The organism is Streptomyces sp. SudanB52_2052 (genome assembly GCF_964272415.1).
GTDB classification, from domain to species: domain Bacteria; phylum Actinomycetota; class Actinomycetes; order Streptomycetales; family Streptomycetaceae; genus Streptomyces; species Streptomyces olindensis.
Window position 1 is genome coordinate 7,029,559 of sequence record NZ_OZ186796.1, and the last position, 25,886, is coordinate 7,055,444.

The window sequence follows — 25,886 nt, forward strand, 5'->3', positions numbered from 1 at the left end:
ACGAGAGAAGAGAGCCGCACCATGAACGTTCGGAAGTGTCATGATCATGTCATTGTGAGAGCCGTCGTGCTGGCCGGCTGCACCGCGCTCGTGCTGTCCCTGACCGGCACCGGCGCGCAGGCCCAGCCGCGGGACGTGGCCCGGCAGACGCTCGGGGCCACCGACGGGTGGGGCGCGTACGGCACCGGGACCACGGGCGGCGCCCGGGCCGACGCCGAGCACGTCTACACCGTCACCACCTGGGAGCAGTTCAGGGCCGCCCTGAAGGACGGCGGGTCCGCGCCCAAGATCATCAAGGTGAAGGGGATGATCGACGCCGTCTCCGAGGGCTGCGACGCGTTCGCGGCCGAGGGGTACGACTTCCGGAAGTACCTCGCCGCCTACGACCCCGCCGTGTGGGGCCACGACAAGCCGGTCAGCGGTGAGCAGGAGGACCTGCGGGCCGCGTCCGCCGCCAACCAGGACAAGACCATCAAGGCGAACGTGCCCGCCAACACCACGATCATCGGCGTGGGCAAGGGATCGGGCATCCTCGGCGGCAGCCTGCAGATCAAGGGCGTCGACAACGTCATCGTCCGCAACCTCACCTTCGAGGCGCCGGTCGACTGCTTCCCGCAGTGGGACCCGACCGACGACAACAAGACCGGCGCCTGGAACTCCGAGTACGACGGCATGGTCGTCTACGGCTCCACCCACGTGTGGATCGACCACAACACGCTCACCGACGGCCGCTACCCGGACAGCTCCCTGCCGTCGTACTTCGGCAAGACCTACCAACAGCACGACGGGCTCCTCGACATCGTGCGCGGCTCCAACCACGTGACCGTGTCTTGGAACTCCTTCAACGACCACGACAAGACCATGCTGATCGGCAACAGCGACAGCGCCACCGCCGACGACACGGGCAAACTGAAGGTCACGCTGCACCACAACCGCTTCGAGGGCATCGTCGAGCGGGCCCCGCGGGTGCGGTTCGGGCAGGTCGACTCGTACAACAACCACTTCGTGGTCACCAAGGCCCAGAAGTGGGGCTACGTCTACGGCATCGGCAAGGAGTCCCGGCTCGTCGCCGAGCACAACGCGTTCACGCTGGCCGAGGGCATCAGCCCGGCGAAGATCCTCAAGAAGTGGAGCGAGGCGCCCGTCACCGCGAACGGCAACGTCGTGGGCGGCAAGGCCGTCGACCTGATCGCCGTGCACAACGCGGAGATCCCCGGGGAGACGCTCCAGTCCGGTGCCGGCTGGACCCCGACCCTGCGGGCGGGCGTCGATCCCGCGAAGGCCGTCCCGGGCATCGTCGGCGCCCGGGCGGGCGCCGGACGCGTGTGCTGACCTGACCCGCTCGCGAAACGGGCCGGGGCGGCCCGCATCGCACCTCCCGCCCCGGGGGTGCGCCCGCCCCGGCCCTTCCCCACCCCGTTCCCCACCCCGTATCAGCCGCACCGCGAAGGAGCAGCCGCATGCCCTCGCAGCACCGTCGTTCCCTCACCCGCCGCGGGTTCCTCGGCGCGGGCGCCGCGGCCGGCGCCGCCCTCGGCCTCGCCCCCGGCCCCGCGCGGGCCGCCGCCCGCCCCCACCCGTTCGGCCGCCACGGCTCACCGGCCGCCCGACTGAACCCCAAGACGCTCTACGTCCACCCCGGCGGCGCCGGTGACGTCACCACGGTCCGGGACGCCGTGGCAGCGGCGAACGGCAGCGGGTACACCCTCGTCATCGCCCCGGGCGTCTACCGGCAGACCGTCGCCGTCGACCGGGCCCGCACGGAGATGACCTGGATCGGGGCGAGCGAGGACCCCCGGGACGTCGTGATCGTCTACGACAACGCGGCCGGGACCCCCAAGCCCGGCGGCGGCACCTACGGCACCACCGGCTCCGCCACCACCACCCTGCAGGCCGACGGCTTCACCGCCCACCGGATCACCTTCGCCAACGACTGGCTGCGCGCCGACCACCCCGGCATCACAGGCACCCAGGCCGTCGCCCTCAAGGTCCAGGGCGACCGGTCCGCCTTCCACCACTGCCGGTTCCTCGGCCACCAGGACACCCTGTACGCCGACTCGATGGCCCTCGGCACCTTCGCCCGCCAGTACTTCGCGCACTGCTACGCCGAGGGCGACGTCGACTTCGTCTTCGGCCGGGGCACCGCCGTCTTCGAGCACTGCCACTTCCGGACCCTGGACCGGACCGACCTGTCCGGCGCCCCGTACGGTTTCGTCTTCGCGCCGTCGACCGCCGGGGCCAATCCGCTCGGCTACCTGGTGACCAGGAGCCGCGTCAGCAGCGAGGCCCCCGACGGCTTCTACAAGCTGGCCCGGCCCTGGGTGCCCAGCTCCGACACCACCGCCCGGCCCATGCTCACCGTCCGGGACTCCTGGCTCGGCCCGGGCATCGACGCGGTCGCGCCCTACGCCACCATGTCGAACTCCCACCCCTGGCAGTCGATGCGGTTCGCCGAGTACCGCAACACCGGCCCCGGCGCCCGCATCACGGTTCCCGAGAACCGGCCCCAACTCACCGCCGAACAGGCCCGGTCCGCCACCCGCGCCGCCCACCTCGGCGACTGGGAGCCGTGGAAGGAGACCTGCTGATGCACCGGCGCACCCTGCTCACCGGATTCGCCGGCGGACTGGTCGCCGCCGGTGCCGCACCCGCCTTCGCCGCGGCCGACCGCCGCATCCTGCACGTCCGGCCCGGCGACTCCGTCCAGGCCGCGGTGGACGCGGTGGACGGGCCGGGCTGGACGATCGTCGTGCACCCGGGGACGTACCGCGAGGTGGTGAAGGTCCCGGCCCGGGCGGTCGGGCTCTCCCTCCGGGGTCTCACCCGGGACCCCCGCGACACCGTCATCGTGTACGACAACGCCAACGGCACGCCCAAGCCGGACGGTTCGGGCACCTACGGCACGGCCGGCTCCGCCACCTTCACCTCGGCGGCCCCCGGGCTGACCGTCCGCGACCTGACCCTGGCCAACGACTGGCTGCGCGCCGACCACCCCGAGATCACGGGCACGCAGGCCGTGGCGGCGTACACGTACGGCGACCGGACCCGCTTCGAGAACGTCCGGCTCCTGGCCCACCAGGACACCCTCTTCGTGGACACCACCGCCCTGGACGCCTTCGACCGGCAGTACTTCCGGCACTGCCACATCGAGGGCGACGTCGACTTCGTCTTCGGACGGGCGACGGCCGTGTTCGAGGAGTGCCACTTCCGCACCCTCGCGCGGGACGTGGACTTCACGCCCAAGGGCATGGTGTTCGCCCCCTCCACGGCCCGGGCGAACCCGTACGGCATCCTCGCCGTCCGCTGCCGCATCACCTCCGGCGCCGAGGACGGGGCGTACAAGCTGGCCCGGCCCTGGGTGCCGTCGTACGAGACCACGGCCCGGCCGTCGCTGGTCGTGCGCGAGACCCGGATCGGGCCGGGCATCGACGCGGTGGCCCCCTACACCAACATGCGGGAGGCCCACCCCTGGCAGTCCATGCGGTTCGCCGAGTACCGGAACACGGGCCCGGGAGCCGCCGTCTCCGTGCCGGAGAACCGGCCGCAGCTCACCCGTGACCAGGTTCGGTCGCACACCAAGGAGACCTACCTCGGCGACTGGCGGCCCGGTGCGTAGGGCCGCCGCCGCCCTGCTGGGCGTGTGCCTGCTCTGGCCGGCCCCGCCGGCCTCCGCCGCCGAACGCGCCCCCGTCGGCTGGGCCTCGACGGGCTCCGGCACCACCGGCGGGGCGGGCGGTCGGACCTGGACGGTGGACACCCGCGCCGAACTCGAGGAGGCCCTCGCGAACGGCGGCGAACCCACCGCGCCCAAGGTGATCCGGGTCGTCGGCGACATCGACGGCCACGAGAGCGACGACGGCTCCCTGCTCGGCGAGCAGGACTACGCACCCGGATACGACCTCCACAAGTACATGTCCTGCTTCGGGGAGGACGGCTCCGCCTGGTCCGACACCCGCTTCGACCACTGCAAACAGCAGCGGCAACTGCGCCAGACCGGATCGAACAGACAGAAGGCGCAGATCCAGCTGACCGTGCCGAGCAACACCACGCTCGTCGGCGCCGGCCGCGACGCCCGGCTGCTCGGGGTGTTCCTGACCGTCAACACCGGCCGGAACATCATCGTGCGCAACCTGCACCTGGAGGCACCCGTCGACCACTTCACCAGCTGGTCCCCGGACGACGGCACGCACGGCAGCTGGAACGCCCGCTTCGACGCGCTCACCGTCATCACCGGCAAGCACCTCTGGATCGACCACTGCACCTTCACCGACGGCCGGTTCCCCGACCGCGAGGCGCCCCTCGGCTTTCATGGCGAGCGCGTGCAGCGGCACGACGGGCTGCTGGACATCGAGGACGGCTCCGACTTCGTCACCGTCTCCGACAGCCGGTTCGAGGACCACGACAAGGCGATCCTGGTCGGCTCCGGCGACGGGCGCGGCGACCGGGACCGGGGACACCTCAAGGTGACCTTCGCCCGCAACCTCTTCGACGGCCTCACGCAGCGCGCCCCACGCGTCCGCTTCGGGCAGGTGCACGTCGTCAACAACGTCCACCGGGGACGGCCCCCGCTCTACGCCCTGGGCGTCGGCGTGGAGTCCGCGCTCTTCTCCGAGCGCAACGTCTTCCGGTACCCGGGAGCCGGACCGTCCGTCGCGCTCGCCGCGTACGGGGGCGAGCGGTTCCACGACACCGGCTCCTGGTTCAACGGCCGGCCCGCCCGCCTGGACGCCGTGGCGAGCGGACTGGGCCTGGACAGCGACGTCGGCTGGGACCCCGCCGACGTGTACGACCACCGTGCCCTGACGTCGCCGTCGGCGGTCGAGCGGTACGTGCTGCGGCACGCCGGAGCGGGGAGGCCGGATGGACGCCCATGAGCCGCTGGGGCGGCGCGGGTTCGTGGTCGGGGCCGGTGCGGCCCTGCTGGCGGGGGGAGCGGTGAGCGGGGCGGAGGCGGCGGTCGTCGACGGCCCGCTGCCCGACTTCCACCCGGCGCTGAAGGACGCCCTGACCTTCCCGCTCGCCTGGGGCCGGTCCCCGATCCGCGACTTCCGCGCCTGGCGGCGTGCCGCCCGGGCCACGGTCGAGGAGCACCTCCTCGTCGAGCGGCAGGACCGCACGCCGTACGCGCCCGAGTTCGGCGACCGCTCCCCGGGGGACGGCTTCACCCGGGAGTCGGTGACCGTCTCCCTCACCCGCTACGAGCGCGTACGGGGCGCCCTGCTCACCCCGCACGGCCGCGGTCCCTTCCCGGCCGTGCTGCTCCTGCACGACCACGGCGCCCGGTTCGACATCGGCAAGGAGAAACTCATCCGGCCCTGGTACGACGACACCCGCCTCGCCTCCGCCTCGGCCTGGGCCGACAAGTACTTCAGCGGGCGGTTCGTCGGCGACGAGCTGGCCCGGCGGGGCTATGTGGTGCTGTGCCTGGACGCGCTCGGCTGGGGCGACCGCGGGCCCCTCGCCTACGAGCAGCAGCAGGCCCTGGCGTCCAACTTCCTCAACCTCGGCTCCTCGCTTGCCGGGCTCATGGCCCGGGAGGACGAGCGGGCCGCCGCCTTCCTGGCGGGGCTCGACCGGGTGGACGCCCGGCGGGTCGCGGCCGTCGGCTTCTCCATGGGCGCCTACCGCGCCTGGCAGACCGCCGCCCTCAGCGACCACGTAGCGGCCGCCGCGAGCGTCTGCTGGATGACCGGCCTGAAGGAGATGATGGTGCCCGGCAACAACACGCTGCGCGGGCAGTCGGCGTACTACATGCTCCACCCCGGGCTCGCCCGGCACCTCGACATCCCCGACGTGGCGAGCATCGCGGCCCCCCGGCCGATGCTGTTCTTCCACGGCGGACTCGACACGCTGTTCCCGGCCGAGGGCGTACGGGTCGCCGAGGACAAGCTGCGTGCCGTCTGGCGGGCGCGGAACGCCGAGGACCGGATACGGACGAAGACGTGGCCGGAGTTCGGCCACGTCTTCACCGACCGGATGCATGACGAGGTCTTCAGGTGGCTCGACGACGTCCTGTGAGGCTCACCGCCGTACCGGCTTGATCCCCTCCAGCGTCGGGGTCACCGGCTTGATGGTGCCGTCGGCCGCGAACTCCATGCGGTCGATGGTCGTCTCGCGGTGCATGCCGTCGCCGCCCGGGCGGCCGGGCCCGTTGAGGGCGAAGCGGTGGTAGACGGCGTACCAGTCGTCGGTGCCGGGGGCGTTCACCACCGAGTGGTGACCGGTGCCGAGGATGCCGTACTCGGGCCGCTTCTCCAGGATCGTGCCGCGCTTGGTCCACGGGCCGAGCGGGGACGGTCCCGTCGCGTACGCCACGTGGTAGTTCTCGCTGCGCGTGTCGTCCTCCGACCACATGAAGTAGTACGTGCCCTTCCGCTTGATCACGAAGGAGCCCTCGCGGAAGTTGGCCGGGGTGATGTCCTTCACCTGCGAGGCGTCGTACGACACCATGTCGTCGTTCAGCTGGACGACGTACCCGTGGCCGTTGCCCCAGTACAGGTACGCCTTGCCGTCGTCGTCCGTGAAGACCGACGGGTCGATCATCTGGCCCTTCAGGGCACCGCCCTTGGCGACCAGCGGCTTGCCGAGCGCGTCCTTGAAGGGGCCGGCGGGGGAGTCGGCCACCGCCACGCCGATCTGCTGCTCGGCGCAGAAGTAGAAGTAGTACTTGCCGTTCCGCTCGGCGATCGCGGGCGCCCAGGCGTACTTGTCGGCCCAGGTCACGTCCGGCCCGAGGTCGAGGATGACGCCGTGGTCCTTCCAGTGGACCAGGTCCTTCGACGAGTACGCCTTGAACTTCGTGCCGCTCCAGCCCTGGAAGCCGTCCGTCGTCGGGTAGATCCAGTACCTGCCGTTGAGGTAGTGGACGTCGGGGTCGGCGTTCAGGCCGGGCAGCATGGGGCTGCGGGTGCGGACCGCCTCGACCGTCCAGGTGCGCTTGGTGCCGTCGGCCGCCGTCACGCTGTACTTCTGCGGTGTGCGGAAGTCGCGCCGGGTGCCGGACTTCGGGCTCAACGTCGCGCCCTTGCCCACCCACAGCTTCGGGGCGAGGCCGCGCAGATCGGCGTCGGGCTCCATCGGCAGGACGACCTTCGAGGCGCTGTCCGTGACGATCGCGTAGCCCTTCTGGTGCTTCGCCGTCGCGTCCACCACCGAGGTGGGCGTAGACGGGTACGCGGCCAGCAGGCGGTCGTACTCCTCCTGCGTCACCGGCAGGACCGTGCCGTGCCGCGGGCTCGCCGGGAGCTGGTAGTTCGTCGACGGGGTCCACTTGCCGGAGGCGAGGTCGGTGGTCTCGAAGGGGAGGTAGCCGCGGCCGCCGTACTCGTCGATGAACAGGTACCACTTCTTCTCGGTGTTCGACTTGAACACCGTCGGGCCCTCACCGCGGTCCATGGCGCCCTTGCCGATGCAGTCCGCCACGAAGTCGTACTTCGTCGAGGTCAGGGAGGTCGACTTCTCCCCGGTGATGAACTTCGAGCAGGGGCTGGAGGAGCTGGGGTCCCGCTCGTCCTTGGTGTAGCGGTAGTACTCGTCCTTGTACTTCACGACCGTGGAGTCGATCACCGAGTAGCCCGGGTCGTTCCAGATCTTCGGCTCGCTGAAGGTGCGGAAGTCCTTCGTGGTCGCGTACAGCATCTTGTTGTACGTGTTGCCCTTGTGCTCCGGGTCGTCGTCCGCGTACAGCTTCGACGCCCAGAAGACGACGTACGCGTCGAGTTCGTCGTCCCAGTAGGCCTCCGGGGCCCAGGTGTTGCCCGCGTTGTCCGGGGAGACCTTCACCAGGCGCTGGTCGGTCCAGTTGACCAGGTCGGTGGACTCCCACACCATGATCGACTTGCTGCCGTGCCGCTGGACCTGGTCCCAGCTGCCGCTGGAGTTCTGGTACATCCGCAGGTCGGTGGCGATCAGGTAGAACTTGTCGCCCTCGGGGGAGCGGATCACGAACGGGTCCCGCAGGCCCTTCTCGCCGATCGTCGAGGTCAGGACCGGCTTGCCGGCGTTCAGCTCACGCCAGTGCAGCGGGTCGTTGCCGCGGCTGAGGGCGTAGCGGATCTGCTCGCCGTCGGCGGTGCCCTCGCCCGTGAAGTAGGCGAAGAGATAGCCGGCGTACTTGGAGTGCTTCACGGGTGGTGCTCCGGGATCTGCGGTGCTCGGTGGTGCCGTGAGGAGGCTCAGGAAGAGGCCGGTCAGGGCCAGGAACGGAAGCAGAAGCGTGCGGGGGCGCATGACACTTCCTGTCGGAGTCTGGGGGATTCTGTTGGATGGCGGCCCTCGGAGTGTCACCGGAGGGAAGCGGGGCGTCAACGGGTGTGCATGAGGCCGGTGGTTCCGAAACTTTCGGAACATCGAGGGCGCGGCGGCAACCCTTTCCCCGCGCGGCGGCGACTGGTGGTCGAAACGTGCCGGAGCGGGCCCCTCCGAGCCGTTTCCTCCTCGAATCCCAACGAAAGGATCGCTCCGTGCTGCTCAGCACCGGACGCCACCGCAGCACCCGTACGCTCTCCATCGCCGCCGCGGTGGCCTGTGCCGCGGGGGCGGGCGGCGTCTACCTCGGGCTGACGACGGGCGGTGCGCGGGCCGCCTCCACGACCGTCACCGTCTCCACCACGGCCCAGCTCGAAGCCGCCGTGCGGAACGCCGGCGCCGGCACCACCATCCAGGTCCGCGGTGGCACCTACCACCCGACCGCGACCCTCAGGGGCACCGCGAACGGCACGAGTTCCGCACGCGTCACCCTGCGGGCGCACCCCGGCGAGAAGGTGCGGATCGACGGCTCCGAGCTGCCCGCCGGCTCCTGGCTGGCCGCCGTGGACGGCGACTACTGGACCGTCCAGGACCTCACCTTCGCCGACTCCCCGGCCCAGGGCTTCGTCGCCACCTCCTCGGTCGGCGGGATCTTCGAGAACCTCGTCACCGCCGACAACGGCGACTCCGGCTTCACCCTGCGCGGCGACGGCACCACCGGCAACCTCGTGCGGAACCTGGACAGCCACGGCAACTACGACCCGGCCGGACACGGCCGGAACGCCGACGGCATCGCCGTGAAGTTCGGCTCCGGCACGGGCAACCGGATCACCGGCGCCCGGCTGTACGACAACTCCGACGACGGCCTCGACCTGTGGCAGTTCTCCTCGCCGGTCACCATCGAGCACTCCTGGGCCTTCGGCAACGGCGAGAACCGCTGGAAGGACCCGGCCTTCGAGGGCAACGGCAACGGCTTCGAACTGGGCGGCGGGGGCGCCTCGGTCGCCCACGTCGTCGACGACAACGCGGCCTGGGACAACACGCTGCACGGCTTCACCGAGAACTCCAACACCGGCGCCATCGCCCTGAACCGCAACACCGCGTACGCCAACGCCGGGAACGGCTTCCACTTCGCCACCGGCACGGCCCGCCTGCGCCGGAACCTCGCCGTGAGCGACGAGGGCGGCCGCGCCGAGCTGGGCTCCTCCACGGTCTCCGCGGGCAACAACTGGGACAGCGGCGTCGCGACCCCGCCCTTCACCTCCACGGACGCGACCGGCGCGCACGGGCCGCGCGGGGCGGACGGCTCCCTCCCCGCCACGGTGTTCCTGACGACCGGCTCCACCACCATGGGCTCGACGATGAACTAGGCGCGCCGCCGTACGACGACGCCCCCGCCGGTGGGAACCGGCGGGGGCGTCCTGCCGACCGGCCGAGGGGGGCTCGGCCAGGGCTGCTCGACCGTCCGGAGGGGGGCTCCGGAGGGTCGGGGGTGCCGGGAGTCCGACTGGGGGCCCGGACATCCGGCATCCGGCCGTACCGAGGGGGGTTTCGGTCCGGCCGGAGCTCACACGTGCCGCGGCGTCACTGGTAGCTGATGTCCGAGGCCTTGAACTTGCAGGTCTTGCCGTCCGGGCCGGCCGGCTTCAGCTCCTTGGGCTCCTTGCCGGTGTTGTTGCCCTCGAAGCGCACGCACGTCTTGATCTTCTTCTTGCTGTCGCCGTGTATGCGGATCTTCGACAGCGTGGCCGTGTCGCCGTAGTTGGCGTTCACGCCGACGATCGAGTTCATCGGCGCCGTGACGTCGATGTCGCTGAGCACGATCGTGCGCTTGTGCTGCGTCTTGCAGTTGCCGCAGGAGCGGACCAGCTTGCCAGCGTTCTGCACCTGGAAGCCCGACACGTTCAGCGTGCCGGCGCCGTTGAACTGCAGCACCTTGTCGTCGGCGTTCCTCGCGCCGCCGCCGATCACCTTGTACACCGCCGACGACGACTTGCCCTTGAAGCTGGCCGCGTCCTCGCCGACGTCCGTCCACCAGACGTTCTGCAGCGTGCAGCTGCCCTTGCAGTGCACGCCGTCGGCGGCCGGGGTGCCGATGATGACGTTCTTGAGGATGGCGCCGTCGGCCAGCTCGAAGATGGGGTCCTGGCCCTCGTCCTGGCCGTCGCCGCCGAGCGCGCCGGTGCCGTAGAACATCTTCATCCCGCCGTCGCGGACACCGGAGACCGGGATGGTCTTCGACACGGGCGTCTTGCCCTTGTCCGTGGGCCAGGAGGACGCGGCGCCCGCGGTGGAGAGCATCGACGTGGTGACGACCGCCGCTCCCGTGATACCGAACGCGGATAACCCGGCGATCAGGGCCCGCCGCTTGGTGACCCGGCGGCGGTGGCGGACGCGCTGTTCTGCTGGTGCAGTCATGTACGGATTCCTCAATGGGGTGGTGACTCTTGCGCCTGGTGGTCGCCACCGGTGAGGAAAGGGTTGCCGTGCCTTCAGGAATTTTTCACGAGTCGTCTTCCGCGTCGTCCACAGCCGCGAAACCGCCGCCCACGGACAGCCGCTCCGCACCGGCGGCGGCGGTCACCGCGTAGCGGTCGGCGCCGGCGTCACGGCCACCGCGCTCGTGGTCGAACTGCCCCGCGAACACCCACTCGCCCGCCGGGACCTTACGGCCCTCCTTGAGCGTCCACGTGTAGACGAGGAAGCCGTCCCGCTCGCTGACCGTGAGCGTGAAGTCCTGCTCGGGCAGCGACCGCCAGGCACCCGCGTCGGAGACGCCGCCGGTCTGGGCGACGCTCAACCGCACGGTCAGCGCAGTCAGTTCCTCGCGCGCCTTGATCGTGATGTTGCTCTGCGCCCAGAAGTCGTTGCTGTGCGGGTCGACCGAGCCGTCCGACCACAGCGGTCCGTCCTCGGTCGCGGCGGGCGACCGCCCGGGGGTGGAGGGGCTGGGCGTCCTGGAGGGCGGCGGGGCGGACTCGCGCCGCTCCGGCGGGCTGCTCGGCGTCGGATCCACCGGCGGCGCGGGCGGCCGGCTCGTCGCCTCCGGTGACGGCGTGGGGGTCGGCGGCGTCGCCACCTCCTGCTGCCGTGGGGCCGCCTCCTCCTTCACCGCGGACGCGACCGCGTAACCGCCCACCGCCAGCACGCTCGCCACCGCGGCCGTCGCACCGGCCACCCGCATCCAGCCGAACACCGGCGGACGCGTCGCCCGGTGGCCGGATGTGGCCGGACCGGCCATGCCGCGCTCGACCCGGGCCAGGATGCGCTCCCGGTCGGGCTCGTGGCCCCCGGCCGCCGCGTGCAGCCGGGCGCGCAGCTCCTCGTGCACGTCCCGCCGCATGGTCATCGGTCCCTCCCTCCGCCCTCACCGGTGCGCAAGCCTTCCACGGCGGGTGCGCAGCGGGGTGCGCCCACCGCCGCGTGCATCCGCTGCGGCACACCCTGTGTGCCCAGCAACCGCTGGAGTTCGGCCATTCCCTTCGAGGTCTGGCTCTTCACCGTACCCACCGAGACGCCCAGGGCGAGCGCGGTGTCCTTCTCCGACAGGTCGAACGCGTGCCGCAGCACCACGCAGGCGCGCTTGCGGAACGGCAGCCTGCGCAGGGCCTCCTGGACGTCGACCACGCCGGCGACGTCCGGGTTCTCGGTGTTCTCCTCGCGCTGCGACCAGAACAGGGCGATGCGCCGCCGTTCCCGCACGGCGCTGCGGATCCGGGTACGGGCCAGGTTGGCGACCACACCGCGGGCGTAGGCGGCCGGATGGTCGGCCGCGCGCACCCGGTCCCAGCGGTGCCACAGCGCCAGTAACGCGTCCGCCGCCAGGTCGTCGGCGGTGTCCGACTCGCCCGTCAACAGATAGGCCAGACGGGACAGTTCGGCGTAATGGCGCTCGAAGAAGGCGTGGAACTCCACGGAGGCGGCGTCGTCGACGACTGTGCCCACGGGCGACCTCTCCTCGCGGCGGCTTCGGGCACTCCCGGCCGGGGTGCCTGTGAGTGTCATGTAGGTGACATGTGATCATCCGGGGGAGGCCCGGACGAGATCCGGAAGCGTAGCAGCGATCTCGGGATGGTTCGTACGGAGCTTCGAACGGCGTATGGCGGGCCGGACTCTGATTCCGTAACACGGAGAAAACCTGAACGGGGTTCAACGCGGGAACAATCCAGCCAGCATCCGCACACCGATCACCCAGGCATCAAGGAGCACGCGCCATGTCCGAACCGCAACAGGTGGCCGACCGGCCGACCGCGGCACCACCCCCGGTGAACAGCGTCGACCGGTTCTTCCGCATCTCCGAGCGGGGATCCACCTTCGGCCGTGAGATACGCGGCGGCTTCGCCACCTTCTTCACGATGGCCTACATCCTTGTCCTGAATCCCATCATCCTGGGCAGCGCCAAGGACAAGTTCGGGCACCAGCTGGACGCCGTCCAACTCACCACCGCCACCGCCCTGGTGGCCGCCGTGATGACGATCATCATGGGCGTCGCCGGCAACCTGCCGCTCGCGCTCGCCGCCGGACTCGGCCTGAACGCCGTGGTCGCCTTCCAGATCGCCCCGCTGATGAGCTGGGACGACGCGATGGGCCTGATCGTCCTGGAGGGCCTGCTGATCTGCGTGCTGGTGGTGACCGGCCTGCGCGAGGCCGTCATGCACGCCATCCCCCAGCCGCTCAAGCAGGCGATCAGCGTCGGCATCGGTCTGTTCATCGCCTTCATCGGCTTCGTCGACGCCGGGTTCGTCAGCCGCATCCCGGACGCCGCGAACACCACCGTCCCCGTTCAGCTGGGCGGCACCGGAACCCTCACCGGCTGGCCGATGCTCGTCTTCTGCCTCGGCGTGCTGCTGACGATCGGCCTGCTCGCCCGCAAGGTCAAGGGCGCCATCCTGATCAGCATCGTCACCATGACCGTGCTGGCCGTAGTGATCAACTCCCTGGCCGACATCAAGAGCTGGGGCCTGACCACACCCTCCTGGCCCGACAAGCTCGTCGACGCCCCCGACTTCGGACTCATCGGCGACTTCGACCTGTTCGGCGCCTTCAGCGCCCCCGGCGTCGGTGTCATCACCGTCGTCCTGCTGGTCTTCACCCTGATCCTGTCCGACTTCTTCGACACCATGGGCACGGTCGTCGGCGTCAGCGCCGAGGCGGGCCTGCTCGACGAGGAGGGCAAGGTCCCGAACCTCGGCCGGGTCCTGCTCATCGACGGTGCCGCCGCGGTCGCCGGCGGCGCGGCCTCGGCCTCCTCCGCGACCTCCTACATCGAGTCGGCGGCCGGCGTCGGCGAGGGCTCGCGCACCGGCTTCTCCAACCTCGTCACCGGCGGCCTGTTCGCCCTCGCCCTGTTCCTGACCCCGCTGCTCACCATCGTCCCGCTCCAGGCGGCCGCCCCGGCCCTGGTCGCCGTCGGCTTCCTGATGATGACCCAGGTCAAGCACATCGACTGGGACCGCTACGACATCGCCATCCCCGCGTTCCTCACCATCGCCGTGATGCCGTTCACCTACTCCATCACCAACGGCATCGGCGCCGGTTTCCTCGCCTACGTCCTCATCAAGGCCGTGCTCGGCAAGGCCAAGGAGGTGCACTGGCTGCTGTGGGCCACCTCGGCCCTGTTCCTGGTGTACTTCGCGATCGACCCGATCGAGCAGCTTCTCGGGGCCAAGTAACGCCGAAGGGCCGCCCCCGGGGGGAAGGGGGCGGCCCATCTGTACAGACGCCATGTCGACGTCGGAGGTTCAGTCCTTCAGCGCGGCTTCCATCATCGCCTTGGCGACCGGCGCCGCCAGGCCGTTGCCGCTGACCTCCGAGCGGGCCGCGTCGGACTGCTCCACCACGACCGCCACCGCGACCTCCTTGCCCGACGAGTCGGACTTGCCGTAGGAGGTGAACCAGGCGTACGGCACCTGGCTGTTGTTCTCGCCGTGCTGGGCCGTGCCCGTCTTGCCGCCCACGGTCGCGCCCGGGACCTGGGCGTTCGTGCCGGTGCCCTTCTCCACGACCGTCTGCATCGCCGACTGGAGCTGCTCGGCGGTCGAGGAGGAGACGATCTCCTTCGTGCCCGCCTCGTCGTCGTAGTTCTGCAGCACATCACCGCCGCTGTTGGTGATCTGCGAAACCATATGCGACGAGACCAGCTTGCCGCCGTTGGCTATGGCCGCCGACACCATGGCGATCTGGAGTGGGGTCGCGGTGACGTCGAACTGGCCGATGCCCGTCAGCGCGGTCTCCGAGGGGTACATGTCCGAGGGGTACACGCTCGTGTAGGCCCGGACCGGCACATCCAGTTTGTCGTCGTTGAAGCCGAACTTGTCGGCCATCGCCTTGACCTTGTCCTGGCCCAGGTCGACGGCCATCTTCCCGAAGACGTTGTTGCAGGAGTACTGCAACGCGACCCGGATGGAGGCGTTGGCGCACGGGGCGCTCGGGTTCTCGTTGTCCAGTGTCCGGCTCGTGCCCGGCAGCGGGTACGGGTTCGGGCTGTCGGTCCTCTCGTCGACCGACGAGTACAGCCCGTCCTCCAGGGCGGCCGCCGCCACGACCAGCTTGAACGTCGAGCCGGGCGGCAGCGGCTGCCGCAGCGCACGGTTGACCAGCGGCTTCTCCGGGTCGGTGGTGAGCTTCTTCCACGCCGTCCCCGCCGTGTTGGCGTCCGTCAGCGCCGAGGGGTCGTACGACGGCGTCGACACGACCGCCAGGATCCTCCCGGTCTTCGGGTCGATGGCGACGGCCCCGCCCTTCTTGTCGCCGAGCGCGTCGTACGCCGCCTTCTGCACGTCCGGGTCGATCGTCGTGACCACGTTGCCCGGGTCGGCCCGCTGGTTGGTGAGGGTGTCCATCACGGACTTGAGCCGGTTGTCCGTGCCGTTGAGGAGGTCGGTGTAGATGCCCTCCAGCTGGGTCGGCGCGTACGCCTGCGACGCGTATCCCGTCACCGCCGCGTACAGCTCGCCGTCCGTGTACGTGCGCTTGTACTTCAGGTCGCTGTTCTTGGTCGGCGCCGAGCCGGTGATCGACCGGCCGGCCACGATGATGTTCCCGAGCGGCGCCGAGTACGTCTCTATGGCGTTCCGCCGGTTGTCCTTGTCGTCTGCGAGCGCCTGGCCCTCGTAGAACTGCACCCAGGTCGCCCTGCCCAGCAGGGCCAACACCAGCAGCAGCGTGAAGACCGATGCGCGCCTGATCGTCTTGTTCATTCCGAACAGGAGGACGAGCGAGGTCGGGTGGATCGTTCCCACCCGTCCGGTTTTCTCATCCGCCGTTCAGAAAGCGCGCTTCGTACGCCGCGATGACCGCCTGCGTGCGGTCCCGGGTCCCCGTCTTCGCCAGCACCGCCGCCACGTGCGACTTCACCGTGGCCGGGCCGACCCCCATCCGGCGCGCGATCTCCGCGTTGGTCAGGCCCCGCGCCATGTGCCGCAGCACCTCGCCCTCGCGCTCCGTGAGCTTCGCCACCCACGCGGGCGGCGCGGGGGTGCGCGCGGGCGTGCTCGGCCGCGAGCGTGCGGACGGCCGCCGGGAACAGCAGGCTGTCGCTGCGCGCCACCAGCCGGACCGCCTGCACAAGCGCGTCGGCGTCCGCCCGCTTCAGCAGGAACCCGGCGGCTCCCGCGCGCAGCGCGTCGTACACGTAGGAGTCGTTCTCGAACGTCGTCACGACGACGATCCGGGGCGGCTCGTCCAGGGTGGCGAGGATCTGCTCGGTGGCGCGGATGCCGTCGATCTCCGGCATCCGGACGTCCATGAGGACGACGTCCGGCCGCACGTCCCGGACGACCGACAGGGCCTCGGCACCGGTGGCCGCCTCGCCCACCACCTCCAGGTCCGGCTCGGCGGAGAGGATGGCGCGCAGCGCGGTGCGCACCATGCGCTCGTCGTCGGCGAGGACGACACGGATCGGCGTCGGGCTGGTCATGCGGGTCCCTTCATCGGCAGGCGTACGTGCAGACGCCAGAGGTCTCCGGCCGGTCCGGCGGTTCCCGCCGTCGTGGTGCCGCCCAGCAGCCGTGCCCGGTCGGCGATGCCCCGCAGCCCGTGGCCGCCGCCGGGGCGGGAGGGCGCGGGGCCGGTCACCGGATTCTCCACGGTGATCTCCAGGTCCCCGCCCGCCACCGCGATCCGCACCGTCACGGCGACCCGCTCCCCGGCGTGCTTGAGCGCGTTGCTCAGCCCCTCCTGCACGATGCGGTAGGCCTCGCGCGACAGCAGCGGCGGCAGCGCCTCCGGGTCGGCGTCGACCGTGGCGGACACCCGCGCGCCACCCGCCCGGGTCCGGGACAGCAGGCCGTCGAGGTCGGCGGCGAGGGTGGGCGCCGGGGCCGTGCCGGGGGCGTCGCCCTCGCGCAGCACGCCCAGGACGGCGTCGAGTTCGCCGACGGTACGCCGGGTCGTGTCCTCGATGGCGGCGAGGGCCTCGCGGACGAACTCCGGGTCGGAGTCGAGGACGCGGCGCGCCGCGCTCGCCTGGAGGGTGACCGCGCTCAGGGCGTGACCCACGGAGTCGTGCAGCTCCCGGGCCAGCCGGTTGCGTACGGCCAGGTCGGCGGCGCGTGCCTCGGCGGCGGCGAGCCGGTCCTCGGGCGACGGACCGAGCAGGACGGGCGCCCAGCGGGCCAGCAGCGCTCCGCAGCCGGCCGCGCAGCCGGCGAGGGCGAGGAGCGACGCCACCCCCACGACCGGGGCGAGCGCCAGGGCCCAGGTGTGGTCGAGGACCTCGGGCAGCCCGAGCCGGGTGCCGCGCAGCCCCGCGACGAGGGGCAGCGCGATGAGCACGGCGGCGAACGGCGGCAGGGCCAGCGACATCCCCGCGATGATCCCGCCGAGCCCGAGGTGCAGCGTGAACCAGGCCGCCGTGCGGCGCTTCTCGTCCCGCGTCCGGGCCGGTCCCGGGGCGAGCCGGTCCGCGTCGACCCCGCACAGCCAGCGCGCGGCGGCGGACTCCAGCGGCCGGGTCAGCGGGAACAGGGAGGTGACGGCGGCGATCGGCAGGCCCACGCCGAACGAGGCGAGCTGGAGGGGGAAGGAGCCGAAGACGTCGGTGGAGCCGGTGACCGGGCCGAGGATCACCGAGCCGACCAGGAAGTACGGCATGGCGAGCGCGCCGCCGAGGACGAGGTGGATCCAGCGCTGCCGTGCTCGCCGCCCGAGCAGGAACCGGGCGAAATCCCTCACGCCGCCCGCCGCACGGCCCCGGCCGAACGTTCCGCGAAGGAGTAGGCGCCGATGGCGGCGACCAGGAAGCCCACGAGCATCTGGACAGCGTAGGCGAGGCTCATCAGCGGCGTGGGGCGGTCGGCGATGTTCTCGACACCGCCCAGCGAGGCGAGCGACAGCCAGCCGCCCCAGCAGGCCACCGCACCGGACCCGACCCAGGCGAGACCGAGCGGCACCGACACAGGCAGGGCCCGCCCGCGCCGGAAGGCCAGCAGACCGCCGCCGGCGACGGCCGCGAGGAGGAACACCACGTAGACGGCTTCCAGGACGTGGAAGTCACCGCCCCGGTCCGCCGCCCGGCCCTCGCTGAGCCCCGCGGTCACGCCGCAGGCCCACAGCGCGTGCAGGGTGAGGGGCAGCAGGGCGAGCACGGCCGCCGCGACGGCCAGGGCCCGGTGCGCCGGCCCGAGGACACCGACGGGCAGGTCCCCCACCCGGCCGCGCCACAGGTGCCCCCAGCGGTCGCGGGCGTAGAGCACGAAGAGACCGCCGAGCGCGAGACCCTGGACGATGAACCCGCCGTACACGACGGCGAACACCCACTCGTCCAGGAAGGCGTCCCGCCCCGGGGGCTCCGCCCCGGCGAACGCCCGTACCACCAGCTGCGCAGGGAACCCGGCCATGATCGGCGCGAGCAGCCCGGTCGCCACCCACACGGGGAACGCCAGCAGCCACGCGGGCACCCGCAGCCCCCACGGCCGGGTCAGCACCAGCGCCAGCACGATCACCGCGCTGTCCAGCAGCACGGAGACGCCGTTGATCACGGCCACGGCGAGGCGGTCGTCGAGCAGCGGACTCCCCTCGGGGATGCCGACGCTGCTCCCGGCGATCCAGGCGGCCTTGAGACCGAGGTACGGCCCGCAGGCGAGGACGGCGACGGCCCGCAGGAGCCGCCGGGGACGGCTGAGGCGGGTGGCGGGAGACGGAGCGATGCGAGGAGCGATCGTCTGAGGCATGCGCTCAGGCTCCCGCGGGGGAGACCGACGGCACCTCCTGCGAGACGACGATCCGCCTCCGCCGAACGGGGGAGACGCCGGGACGGGGGAGGTGGATCAGCCCTCCAGGAGCAGGACCGTCTCGTCGATCTCGGCGTCCCGGGCCCGCGCGTACCCCCTGGCCGTGGCCACGGCCCGGAACCCGCACTTCTCCAGCACCCGCAGCGACCCCGCGTTGTCCGAGGCCGCCCGGGCGTACAGGGGACGCTCGGGCACCTCGGCCAGCAGCGCCCGCAGGGCCGCCGTGGCGATGCCCTTCCCCCAGTAGGCGCGGTCGACCCAGTACGTCACCTCGCGCTCGCCCGGCACCCCGTACACCGCCGCGTGGCCGACCACGTCCCCGTCGGCCAGGACGGTCCGCACCACGTCGGACGAGGAGCGGATCCTCGCCCAGTGCGCGTCGAAGGCGGCCCGGTCGGCGGGGTCCTTGGCGGTGAAGGCCGCCAGGTGCAGGGACTCGGGGTCGTTCATCTGCCGGAAGAAGACCGGCAGGTCGCTGTCGTGGACGGGTCGGAGTGCGACCTCCATGGATTCAGAGCCTCCGGGTCGCGAGGGTCAGCCGGTCCCTCGCGTCGAACAGCGCGTCCTTCACCAGCTGCTCGTGCGCCGGCGTGAGCCGGGCCACCGGCACGGAGCAGCTGATCGCGTCGCGCGCGGGCGTGCGGTACGGGATCGCCACGCCGAAGCAGCGCAGCCCCAGCGTGTTCTCCTCCCGGTCCACGGCGAAGCCCTGCTCGCGCACCTGGTGCAGCTCCTCGATGAGCTTCTCCCGGTCGGTGATCGTGTTCTCCGTCAGCGCCGGCAGCGTCTCCGGGAGCATCTTGCGGACCTGCTCGTCCGAGTACGTGCTCAGCAGCGCCTTGCCGAGGGACGTGGAGTGCGCGGGCAGCCGGCGGCCGACCCGGGTGAACGGGCGCAGGTAGTGCTGCGACTGGCGGGTGGCGAGGTAGACGACGTTCGTGCCGTCCAGCCGGGCCAGGTGGATCGTCTCGGTCGTGTCGTCCGAGAGCCGGTCCAGCGTCGGCCGGGCCGCCGCGACGACCTCGTCGCCGTCGATGTACGACGTGCCCACCAGCAGGGCCCGCACCCCGATGCCGTACCGGGTGCCCGTCGCGTCCGTCTCCACCCAGCCCAGCTCCACCAGGGTGCGCAGCAGCATGTAGAGACTGGACTTGGGGTACCCGACGGCCTCCTGGACCGAGGCCAGGGAGTGCATACCGGGACGCCCGGCGAAGTATTCGAGCAGTTCAACCGTTCTTACCGCGGACTTGACCTGCGCCCCGCCGCCCGTCTCGCCAGCCGACATCGCCCTTGACCCCTTCGTTCGACGGGAAATAGTCTCCACAGCATATTCATCATCAGAGACAGCGTTCAGTATATCGAACGTGCCTGGTGGATGACCCAGTACTGCGGCATTACATGTGTGGAGGGACCCGCGGTGGCAGCAGCACCAGTCTGGAGTGTCGACCCCCGAACCGGGAAGCAGCGTGAACAGGTTGCGGTGGAGGCCACAGCCCAGGAGGTGGACGCCGCCGTCCGCGCCGCGCACGAGGTGCGCGGCGCACTCGCGGACCGTACCGTCCGCGCGGCCTTCCTGCGCAGCGCCGCCGAGGAACTGGAGGCGGCCAAGGACGGACTCGTCGAGACCGCCGACGCCGAGACCGCGCTCGGCCCGGTCCGCCTGACCGGCGAGCTCGCCCGCACCTGCTACCAGCTGCGGGCCTTCGCCGACATCGTCGACGAGGGCGCCTTCCTCGACGTCGTCATCAACCACCCCGACGACACCGCGACCCCGCCGATCCCCGACCTGCGCCGCTACAAGGTGCCCCTGGGCGTCGTCGCCGTCTACTCGGCGTCGAACTTCCCCTTCGCCTTCTCCGTCGCCGGCGGCGACACCGCGAGCGCCCTCGCGGCCGGCTGCCCCGTCGTCGTCAAGGCCCACCCGGACCACCCGGCCCTGTCCGAGTACGTCGCCAAGGTGCTGCGCCGCGCCGCCGCCCGGCACGACATCCCCGAGGGCGTCGTGGGCCTGGTCCACGGCTTCGAGGCCGGTGTCGAGCTGATCAAGCACCCGCTGGTCGCGGCGGCCGGCTTCACCGGGTCGGTGCGCGGCGGTCGCGCGCTGTTCGACGCGGCGGCGGCGCGTCCGGTGCCGATCCCCTTCCACGGCGAGCTGGGCTCCCTGAACCCGGTCGTCGTCACCGAGGCCGCCGCCGCCGAGCGCGCCGAGGCGATCGGCTCCGGCCTCGCCGGTTCCATGACACTCGGCGTCGGCCAGTTCTGCGTGAAGCCGGGCCTGGTCCTCGCGCCGTCCGGCGCCGCCGGTGACGCCCTGCTGAAGTCGCTGACCGACGCCGTCAGCGACACCGACGCCGGGGTCCTGCTCGACCACCGCATGCGCGACAACTTCGTCGCGGGCGTCGCCGAGCGGGCCGAGCTGCCCGACGTCGACTCCCCGGTCACGCCGGGCGCGGGCGGCGAGCACACCGTCAGCGCGGGCTTCCTCACGGTCCCGGCGAGCAGGCTGGCCCAGGAGGGCGAGCACGACCTGCTCCTGGAGGAGTGCTTCGGGCCGGTCACCGTCGTGGCCCGCTACGAGGACGAGGCCGAGGTGAAGGCGGTGCTGTCGCGGCTGCCGGGCAACCTGACGGCGACGGTGCAGCTGTCCGAGGAGGAGGCGGCGGGCGAGGGCCGCGGCGCGGAGCTGCTGCAGGAGCTGACGCCGCTGGCCGGGCGCGTGCTGGTCAACGGCTGGCCGACGGGTGTCGCCGTCGCGCCGGCGCAGCACCACGGGGGGCCGTACCCGGCTACGACGTCGACGTCCACGTCGGTGGGCGGTACGGCGATCGAGCGGTGGCTGCGGCCGGTGGTTTATCAGAACGCGCCGGAGGCGCTGCTGCCGGCCGAGCTGCGGGACGAGAACCCGCTGGGGCTGCCTCGCAGGTTCAACGGGCAGTTGGAGCGGTAAGCGCCGTAGGGGTGCGGGTGGACTGCCGGCCGCGGGTTCGTTGTGGTTGATCGCGCAGTTCCCCGCGCCCCTTGAGGTCGGAGCTGGGAGACTCGGTCGAATGGAACTGGAACTTCCCGAACTTCCTTTCGCCCTGCGTGCTTACGGGCCCGAGGCGCAGTGGTCCTACGAGGACGGTGTGCTCACCGGGTGGGCCGGTCCGCGGCAGGACCGGTTCGTGCCGCCGACCGGGGAGGGGCTGGACCCCGCCTCCGACGCGCCGCGGCTGCTGGGGGCGCCCGAAGGGGACTTCCAGCTGATCGCCAAGGTCACGGTCGGTTTCGGCGCGGCCTTCGACGCCGGGGTGCTCTACGTGCACGTGGGGGAACGGGCCTGGGCGAAACTCTGCCTGGAGTACTCCCCGGACGTCCCCACCGTCTGCACGGTCGTCACCCGGGGGCACTCCGACGACGCCAACTCCTTCACCGTCGACGGCAGTTCCGTCTGGCTCCGGGTGAGCCGCACCGGCCGCGCGTTCGCCTTCCACGCCTCCCGCGACGGTGAACGCTGGACCTTCGTCCGCCTCTTCACCCTCGGCGACGAGAAGGAGACGGGCGCGGCCCTGGTCGGCTTCATGACCCAGTCGCCGATGGGGGAGGGCTGTGTGGTGACGTACGACCACATCGAGTTCCGGCCGGACTGGCCGAAGGACCTGAGGGACGGCAGCTGAGGGCGGACCGGGAACCGCCCTCGGGACCGGGAACCGCCCTCCGGACCGGGCGCGTCCTCCGTTCCATGATCAAGGACAGAGTGACCTCCGGCCGTGTGATCCGTACGGTGCTGCCCGCCGAGGTGGAGCACGTCGTCGCGCTGCACGCCCGGGCCAGGGCGACGTACTACCCCGACGGGCTGCCGCAGGACGGCACCGACTGGGGCGCCGCCTGGCGGAGCGCCCTCACGCGACCGGACGGCCGGGTGCTGTGCGTCGTCGAGGCGGGGCGGATCGTCGGCGTGGCGTCCTTCCGTACCCCCGACGACGCTCCGCCGGACGTGGTGAAGCTGTTCCAGTTCCACGTCGACCCCGACCACTGGCGCCGTGGTGTCGGAACCGCCCTGCACGCCGCCTGCGTCGAGGAGTGGCAGGCCGACCGCAGGCGGACGGCCGTCCTCGACGTGCACGTGGACAACCGGCGGGCCCAGGGCTTCTACCGGCGGCAGGGCTGGGTGGCAGAACCGGCGGAGCCGGGGGACCATCACCAGCGCATGCGGCTCGGCCTGCCCGGGGAATGAACCAAGCTGCTTGAACGTTCATGCACTCGGCGGAGGGAGTCTCCGTACCGTACGACCTGGAGAGAGCCGACACATGCGCGTCGAGATCTGGAGCGACATCGCCTGCCCCTGGTGCTACGTGGGCAAGGCCCGCTTCGAGAAGGCGCTGCGGGACTTCCCGCACCGTGATGACATCGAGGTGGTGCACCGCTCCTTCGAGCTGGACCCGGGCCGCGCCAAGGACGACATCCAGCCCGTGATCACGATGCTCACCAGGAAGTACGGGATGAGCGCGGCCCAGGCCGAGGCGGGCGAGGACAACCTGGGCGCGCAGGCCGCCGCCGAGGGACTCGACTACCGCACCCGCGGCCGCGACCACGGCAGCACCTTCGACATGCACCGCCTGCTCCACTTCGCCAAGGAGCACGGCCGCCAGGAGCAGCTGCTGGACCTGCTGTACCGGGCCAACTTCGCCGAGGAGCGCTCGGTCTTCAACGACGACGAGCGGCTGGTGGAGCTCGCCGTGGCCGCCGGACTGGAGGCGGAGGCCGCTCGCGCGGTGCTCGCCGACCCGGAGGCGTACGCCGCCGAGGTGCGGGCCGACGAGCGCGAGGCCGCGCAGCTCGGCGCGAGCGGTGTGCCGTTCTTCGTGCTCGACCGCAGGTACGGCGTCTCCGGCGCCCAGCCCGCCGAGGTCTTCGCCCAGGCCCTGACCCAGGCGTACGGCGAGCACGCGCCCCTGAAGATCGTCGACAGCGGCGAGGCCGGCGGCGCCGACGTCTGCGGCCCGGACGGCTGCGCGGTGCCCCAGCGCTGAACGCGCAGCTCGGAGCGCATGTATAAGCGCTCCTTAGCGACATCACGCAGAAATCGGCAATGGACGGGGAGATCCGGGGGGCCGCAGAGTGGTCCCATGGAGACCTTCGAGAACCTCGTCCGTGCCGAGTTCGCCCCGAAGCACACCTACCTCAACACCGCGAGCAACGGGCTCCTGCCCGCCCGTACCGTCACCGCCCTGCACGAGGCGGCGCGGATGCGTGCCGACGGCACGCCCATCGGTCCCCTGTACGAGAACGTGGAGCTCGTCCGCGCCTCCTTCGCCCGGCTCGCCGGGGTGCCGGCCGAGCGCGTCGCGACCGGGGCCTCGATCGCCGAGTACGGCGGGCTGATCGCCGCCGCCCTGCCCGCCGGCGCCGAAGTCCTCACGGCGGAGGGCGACTTCGCCTCCCTGGTGAACCCGTTCCACGCGCGCGGCGACCTCAAGGTGCGGGCCGTCCCCCTGGAGCGGCTCGCCGAGTCCGTCCGGCCCGGCACCGCGCTCGTCGCGGTCAGCACGGCCCAGTCCGCCGACGGCCGCCTCGCCGACCTGCCCGCCGTGCGCGAGGCCGCCCGGGCGCACGGTGCCCGCACCTACGTCGACGCCTCCCAGTCCGCGGGCTGGCTGCCGATGGAGGCCGACGCCGACGACTTCCTCGCCGCCGTCGGCTTCAAATGGCTGCTGGGGCCGCACGGGGCCGCGTTCTTCGTCGCCCCGCAGGACTTCGGCGGGCTGACGCCGCTGCTCGCCGGATGGGTGGCCGGTGAGGTCCCCTGGGAGAGCTGCTACGGCCCCGTCGAGCAACTCGCCCACTCGGCACGGCGGTTCGACATCAGCCCGGCCCTGTTCACCTACGCCGGGCTGCGCGCGTCCCTCGAGCTGGTCGAGGAGATCGGCGTCGACGTCGTCCACGCCCACGACGTCGGCCTCGCGGACCGCTTCCGCGCCGGGCTCGCCGAGCTGGGCCACGAGCCGGTGCCCTCGCCGGGGTCGGCGATCGTGAGCGTGCCGGGGCTCGGCCACCGGCAGGGGGAGCTGAGCCGGGCGGGCATCCAGGTGTCCGACCGGGCGGGGAACCTGCGGGCCGCGTTCCACCTGTACAACACGGCGGCGGACGTGGACCGGCTCCTGGACGCCCTGAAGGCATGAAGGCATGCAAAACCGGGTGGGGCCTCCCGTCCCACACGAGGAGGCCCCACCAGGCAGCTGTGTCACACGGTCACTTCACCGAGGGACCGGTCACCGCACCGGCGTGAAGTCCCGCGCCCCGATGCTGTGTCCCCCGGGGGCAACCCCCGGGCCCCCGGCCGAGGGACCGGTCACCGCACCGGCGTGAAGTCCCGCGCCCCGATGCTGTGTCCCCCGGGGGCAACCCCCGGACCCCCGGCCGAGGGACCGGTCACCGCACCGGCGTGAAGTCCCGCGCCCCGATGCTGTGTCCCCCGGGGGCAACCCCCGGACCCCCGGCCGAGGGACCGGTCACCGCACCGGCGTGAAGTCCCGCGCCCCGATGAACTCCGGTCGGCGCACCGGTGCCGCGAACGGCTCCGCCGCCGGGTTCTCCACGCTGTTGAACACGATGAACACGTTGCTGCGCGGGAACGGCGTGATGTTGTCGCCGGAGCCGTGCATGCAGTTGCAGTCGAACCAGGTCGCCGAACCGGCCTTGCCCGTGAACAACTTGATGCCGTGCTGCGAGGCCAGCTGGGTCAGCGCCTCGTCGGAGGGCGTCCCGGCGTCCTGCATCTGCAGCGACTTCTTGTAGTTGTCCTTCGGCGTGGCCCCCGCGCACCCGAGGAACGTCTTGTGCGACCCCGGCATGATCATGAGCCCGCCGTTGGTGTCGTAGTTCTCGGTCAGCGCGATGGAGACCGACACCGTGCGCATCCGCGGCAGACCGTCCTCGGCGTGCCACGTCTCGAAGTCCGAGTGCCAGTAGAAGCCACTCGCCCCGAAGCCCGGCTTGACGTTGATCCGCGACTGGTGGACGTAGACGTCCGAGCCGAGGATCTGCCGTGCCCGGCCGACGACCCGCTCGTCACGGACCAGGTCGGCGAAGATCTTGCTGATCTTGTGGACCTCGAAGACCGAGCGGATCTCCTTGGACTTCGGCTCGACGATCGACCGCTCGTCGGCACGGATGTCCGGGTCGGTCACCAGCCGGTTCAGCTCGTTGCGGTAGACGGCGACCTCGTCGTCCGTGATGAGCTGGTCGATGGCGAGGAAGCCGTCGCGCTCGTAGGACAGCAGGTCGGCCGGCGCGATCGGGCCCGGGGCGTCCGGCGCGCCCCAGACGACCGGGTCCTGACGCGGGGTCAGCACCTCGGTGGCACCGCGGCTGGGGTAGAGGTCGGGAATACCGGTGGTGGTGTCGGTGATGGTCGTCATGGAAACG

At 71.6% G+C, this 25,886-nt stretch carries 22 protein-coding genes and 1 pseudogene; 12 read left to right on the forward strand and 11 right to left on the reverse strand.

Annotated features, from left to right (window positions below):
• Window positions 1–21: 21 nt before the first annotated feature.
• The 5 genes from ACSUPV_RS31495 (at window position 22) to ACSUPV_RS31515 (ending at window position 6,018) form a co-directional block, all read left to right on the forward strand.
• Window positions 22–1,332 carry a pectate lyase family protein gene (locus tag ACSUPV_RS31495; protein WP_031117314.1) on the forward strand — a complete coding sequence of 437 codons (1,311 nt, stop codon included), beginning with the start codon at window positions 22–24 and terminating at the stop codon, window positions 1,330–1,332.
• 128 nt (window positions 1,333–1,460) lie between these two features.
• The gene (locus ACSUPV_RS31500; RefSeq protein ID WP_436949012.1) at window positions 1,461–2,588 is read left to right on the forward strand and encodes a pectinesterase family protein; all 1,128 of its coding nucleotides are present in this window, start codon (window positions 1,461–1,463) and stop codon (window positions 2,586–2,588) included.
• On the forward strand, window positions 2,588–3,616 hold the full coding sequence (locus ACSUPV_RS31505; RefSeq protein WP_031117312.1) for a pectinesterase family protein: 1,029 nt from the start codon (window positions 2,588–2,590) through the stop codon (window positions 3,614–3,616). The genes ACSUPV_RS31500 and ACSUPV_RS31505 overlap by 1 nt, the downstream gene beginning before the upstream one ends.
• Entirely contained in the window at window positions 3,609–4,874 is a 1,266-nt protein-coding gene (locus tag ACSUPV_RS31510; protein ID WP_436949013.1) for a pectate lyase family protein, read from the forward strand. The genes ACSUPV_RS31505 and ACSUPV_RS31510 overlap by 8 nt, the downstream gene beginning before the upstream one ends.
• Window positions 4,861–6,018, forward strand: a complete 1,158-nt coding sequence (locus tag ACSUPV_RS31515) for a dienelactone hydrolase family protein (protein WP_436949014.1) — start codon at window positions 4,861–4,863, stop codon at window positions 6,016–6,018. Before ACSUPV_RS31510 ends, ACSUPV_RS31515 begins: the two co-directional genes overlap by 14 nt.
• Window positions 6,019–6,021: 3 nt before the next feature.
• Here the strand turns inward: ACSUPV_RS31515 and ACSUPV_RS31520 are convergent, their stop codons facing one another.
• Window positions 6,022–8,229, reverse strand: coding sequence for a family 43 glycosylhydrolase (locus ACSUPV_RS31520; RefSeq protein ID WP_436949015.1), 2,208 nt, complete (start codon window positions 8,227–8,229; stop codon window positions 6,022–6,024).
• A 233-nt stretch (window positions 8,230–8,462) separates the two neighbouring features.
• Here ACSUPV_RS31520 and ACSUPV_RS31525 point away from each other — a divergent pair, with 233 nt between their 5' ends.
• Window positions 8,463–9,617, forward strand: a complete 1,155-nt coding sequence (locus ACSUPV_RS31525; RefSeq protein ID WP_382616380.1) for a right-handed parallel beta-helix repeat-containing protein — start codon at window positions 8,463–8,465, stop codon at window positions 9,615–9,617.
• Between the two features lie 214 nt (window positions 9,618–9,831).
• On the opposite strand, the gene ACSUPV_RS31530 is transcribed toward ACSUPV_RS31525, so the two are convergent.
• The 3 genes from ACSUPV_RS31530 to ACSUPV_RS31540 all read right to left on the reverse strand — a co-directional run bounded on the left by ACSUPV_RS31530 (window position 9,832) and on the right by ACSUPV_RS31540 (window position 12,192).
• On the reverse strand, window positions 9,832–10,665 hold the full coding sequence (locus tag ACSUPV_RS31530) for a pectate lyase (RefSeq protein ID WP_436949016.1): 834 nt from the start codon (window positions 10,663–10,665) through the stop codon (window positions 9,832–9,834).
• Between the two features lie 85 nt (window positions 10,666–10,750).
• A complete protein-coding gene (locus tag ACSUPV_RS31535; RefSeq protein ID WP_031117306.1) occupies window positions 10,751–11,596 on the reverse strand; it encodes a hypothetical protein in 846 nt (281 codons plus the stop codon).
• Entirely contained in the window at window positions 11,593–12,192 is a 600-nt protein-coding gene (locus ACSUPV_RS31540) for a SigE family RNA polymerase sigma factor (RefSeq protein WP_031117305.1), read from the reverse strand. Before ACSUPV_RS31540 ends, ACSUPV_RS31535 begins: the two co-directional genes overlap by 4 nt.
• Before the next feature lie 269 nt (window positions 12,193–12,461).
• On the opposite strand from ACSUPV_RS31540, the gene ACSUPV_RS31545 reads away from it, so the two are divergent.
• Complete coding sequence (locus ACSUPV_RS31545) at window positions 12,462–13,919, forward strand: NCS2 family permease (protein ID WP_031117304.1); 1,458 nt, start codon at window positions 12,462–12,464, stop codon at window positions 13,917–13,919.
• Window positions 13,920–13,988: 69 nt separating this feature from the next.
• Here ACSUPV_RS31545 and ACSUPV_RS31550 read toward each other — a convergent pair whose 3' ends face one another.
• From ACSUPV_RS31550 to ACSUPV_RS31575, 6 genes and pseudogenes are all read right to left on the reverse strand, one after another.
• The gene (locus ACSUPV_RS31550; protein WP_436949017.1) at window positions 13,989–15,446 is read right to left on the reverse strand and encodes a peptidoglycan D,D-transpeptidase FtsI family protein; all 1,458 of its coding nucleotides are present in this window, start codon (window positions 15,444–15,446) and stop codon (window positions 13,989–13,991) included.
• 55 nt (window positions 15,447–15,501) lie between these two features.
• Window positions 15,502–16,165, reverse strand: a pseudogene (locus ACSUPV_RS31555) (response regulator).
• Complete coding sequence (locus tag ACSUPV_RS31560) at window positions 16,162–17,421, reverse strand: sensor histidine kinase (protein ID WP_037756956.1); 1,260 nt, start codon at window positions 17,419–17,421, stop codon at window positions 16,162–16,164. The pseudogene ACSUPV_RS31555 and the gene ACSUPV_RS31560 overlap by 4 nt, the downstream one beginning before the upstream one ends.
• The gene (locus ACSUPV_RS31565) at window positions 17,418–18,419 is read right to left on the reverse strand and encodes a hypothetical protein (protein WP_382616387.1); all 1,002 of its coding nucleotides are present in this window, start codon (window positions 18,417–18,419) and stop codon (window positions 17,418–17,420) included. Before ACSUPV_RS31565 ends, ACSUPV_RS31560 begins: the two co-directional genes overlap by 4 nt.
• 96 nt (window positions 18,420–18,515) lie before the next feature.
• Window positions 18,516–18,986: a GNAT family N-acetyltransferase gene (locus ACSUPV_RS31570; protein WP_031117297.1), complete on the reverse strand. Its 471-nt coding sequence runs from the start codon at window positions 18,984–18,986 to the stop codon at window positions 18,516–18,518.
• Between the two features lie 4 nt (window positions 18,987–18,990).
• Entirely contained in the window at window positions 18,991–19,764 is a 774-nt protein-coding gene (locus ACSUPV_RS31575; protein ID WP_031117296.1) for an IclR family transcriptional regulator, read from the reverse strand.
• Window positions 19,765–19,896: 132 nt separating this feature from the next.
• Between ACSUPV_RS31575 and ACSUPV_RS31580 the strand changes: the two genes are divergently transcribed.
• The 5 genes from ACSUPV_RS31580 (at window position 19,897) to ACSUPV_RS31600 (ending at window position 24,640) form a co-directional block, all read left to right on the forward strand.
• Window positions 19,897–21,426, forward strand: coding sequence for an aldehyde dehydrogenase (NADP(+)) (locus tag ACSUPV_RS31580; RefSeq protein ID WP_359794382.1), 1,530 nt, complete (start codon window positions 19,897–19,899; stop codon window positions 21,424–21,426).
• A gap of 100 nt (window positions 21,427–21,526) precedes the next feature.
• Complete coding sequence (locus ACSUPV_RS31585; protein ID WP_031117295.1) at window positions 21,527–22,135, forward strand: DUF1349 domain-containing protein; 609 nt, start codon at window positions 21,527–21,529, stop codon at window positions 22,133–22,135.
• 65 nt (window positions 22,136–22,200) lie between these two features.
• Complete coding sequence (locus ACSUPV_RS31590; RefSeq protein ID WP_031117294.1) at window positions 22,201–22,695, forward strand: GNAT family N-acetyltransferase; 495 nt, start codon at window positions 22,201–22,203, stop codon at window positions 22,693–22,695.
• A gap of 73 nt (window positions 22,696–22,768) precedes the next feature.
• A complete protein-coding gene (locus ACSUPV_RS31595; protein WP_037756951.1) occupies window positions 22,769–23,491 on the forward strand; it encodes a DsbA family oxidoreductase in 723 nt (240 codons plus the stop codon).
• Window positions 23,492–23,587: 96 nt separating this feature from the next.
• Window positions 23,588–24,640, forward strand: coding sequence for an aminotransferase class V-fold PLP-dependent enzyme (locus ACSUPV_RS31600; RefSeq protein WP_436949018.1), 1,053 nt, complete (start codon window positions 23,588–23,590; stop codon window positions 24,638–24,640).
• A gap of 330 nt (window positions 24,641–24,970) precedes the next feature.
• Here the strand turns inward: ACSUPV_RS31600 and thpD are convergent, their stop codons facing one another.
• Window positions 24,971–25,870, reverse strand: coding sequence for an ectoine hydroxylase (gene thpD / locus ACSUPV_RS31605; RefSeq protein WP_382616465.1), 900 nt, complete (start codon window positions 25,868–25,870; stop codon window positions 24,971–24,973).
• Window positions 25,871–25,886: the final 16 nt, after the last annotated feature.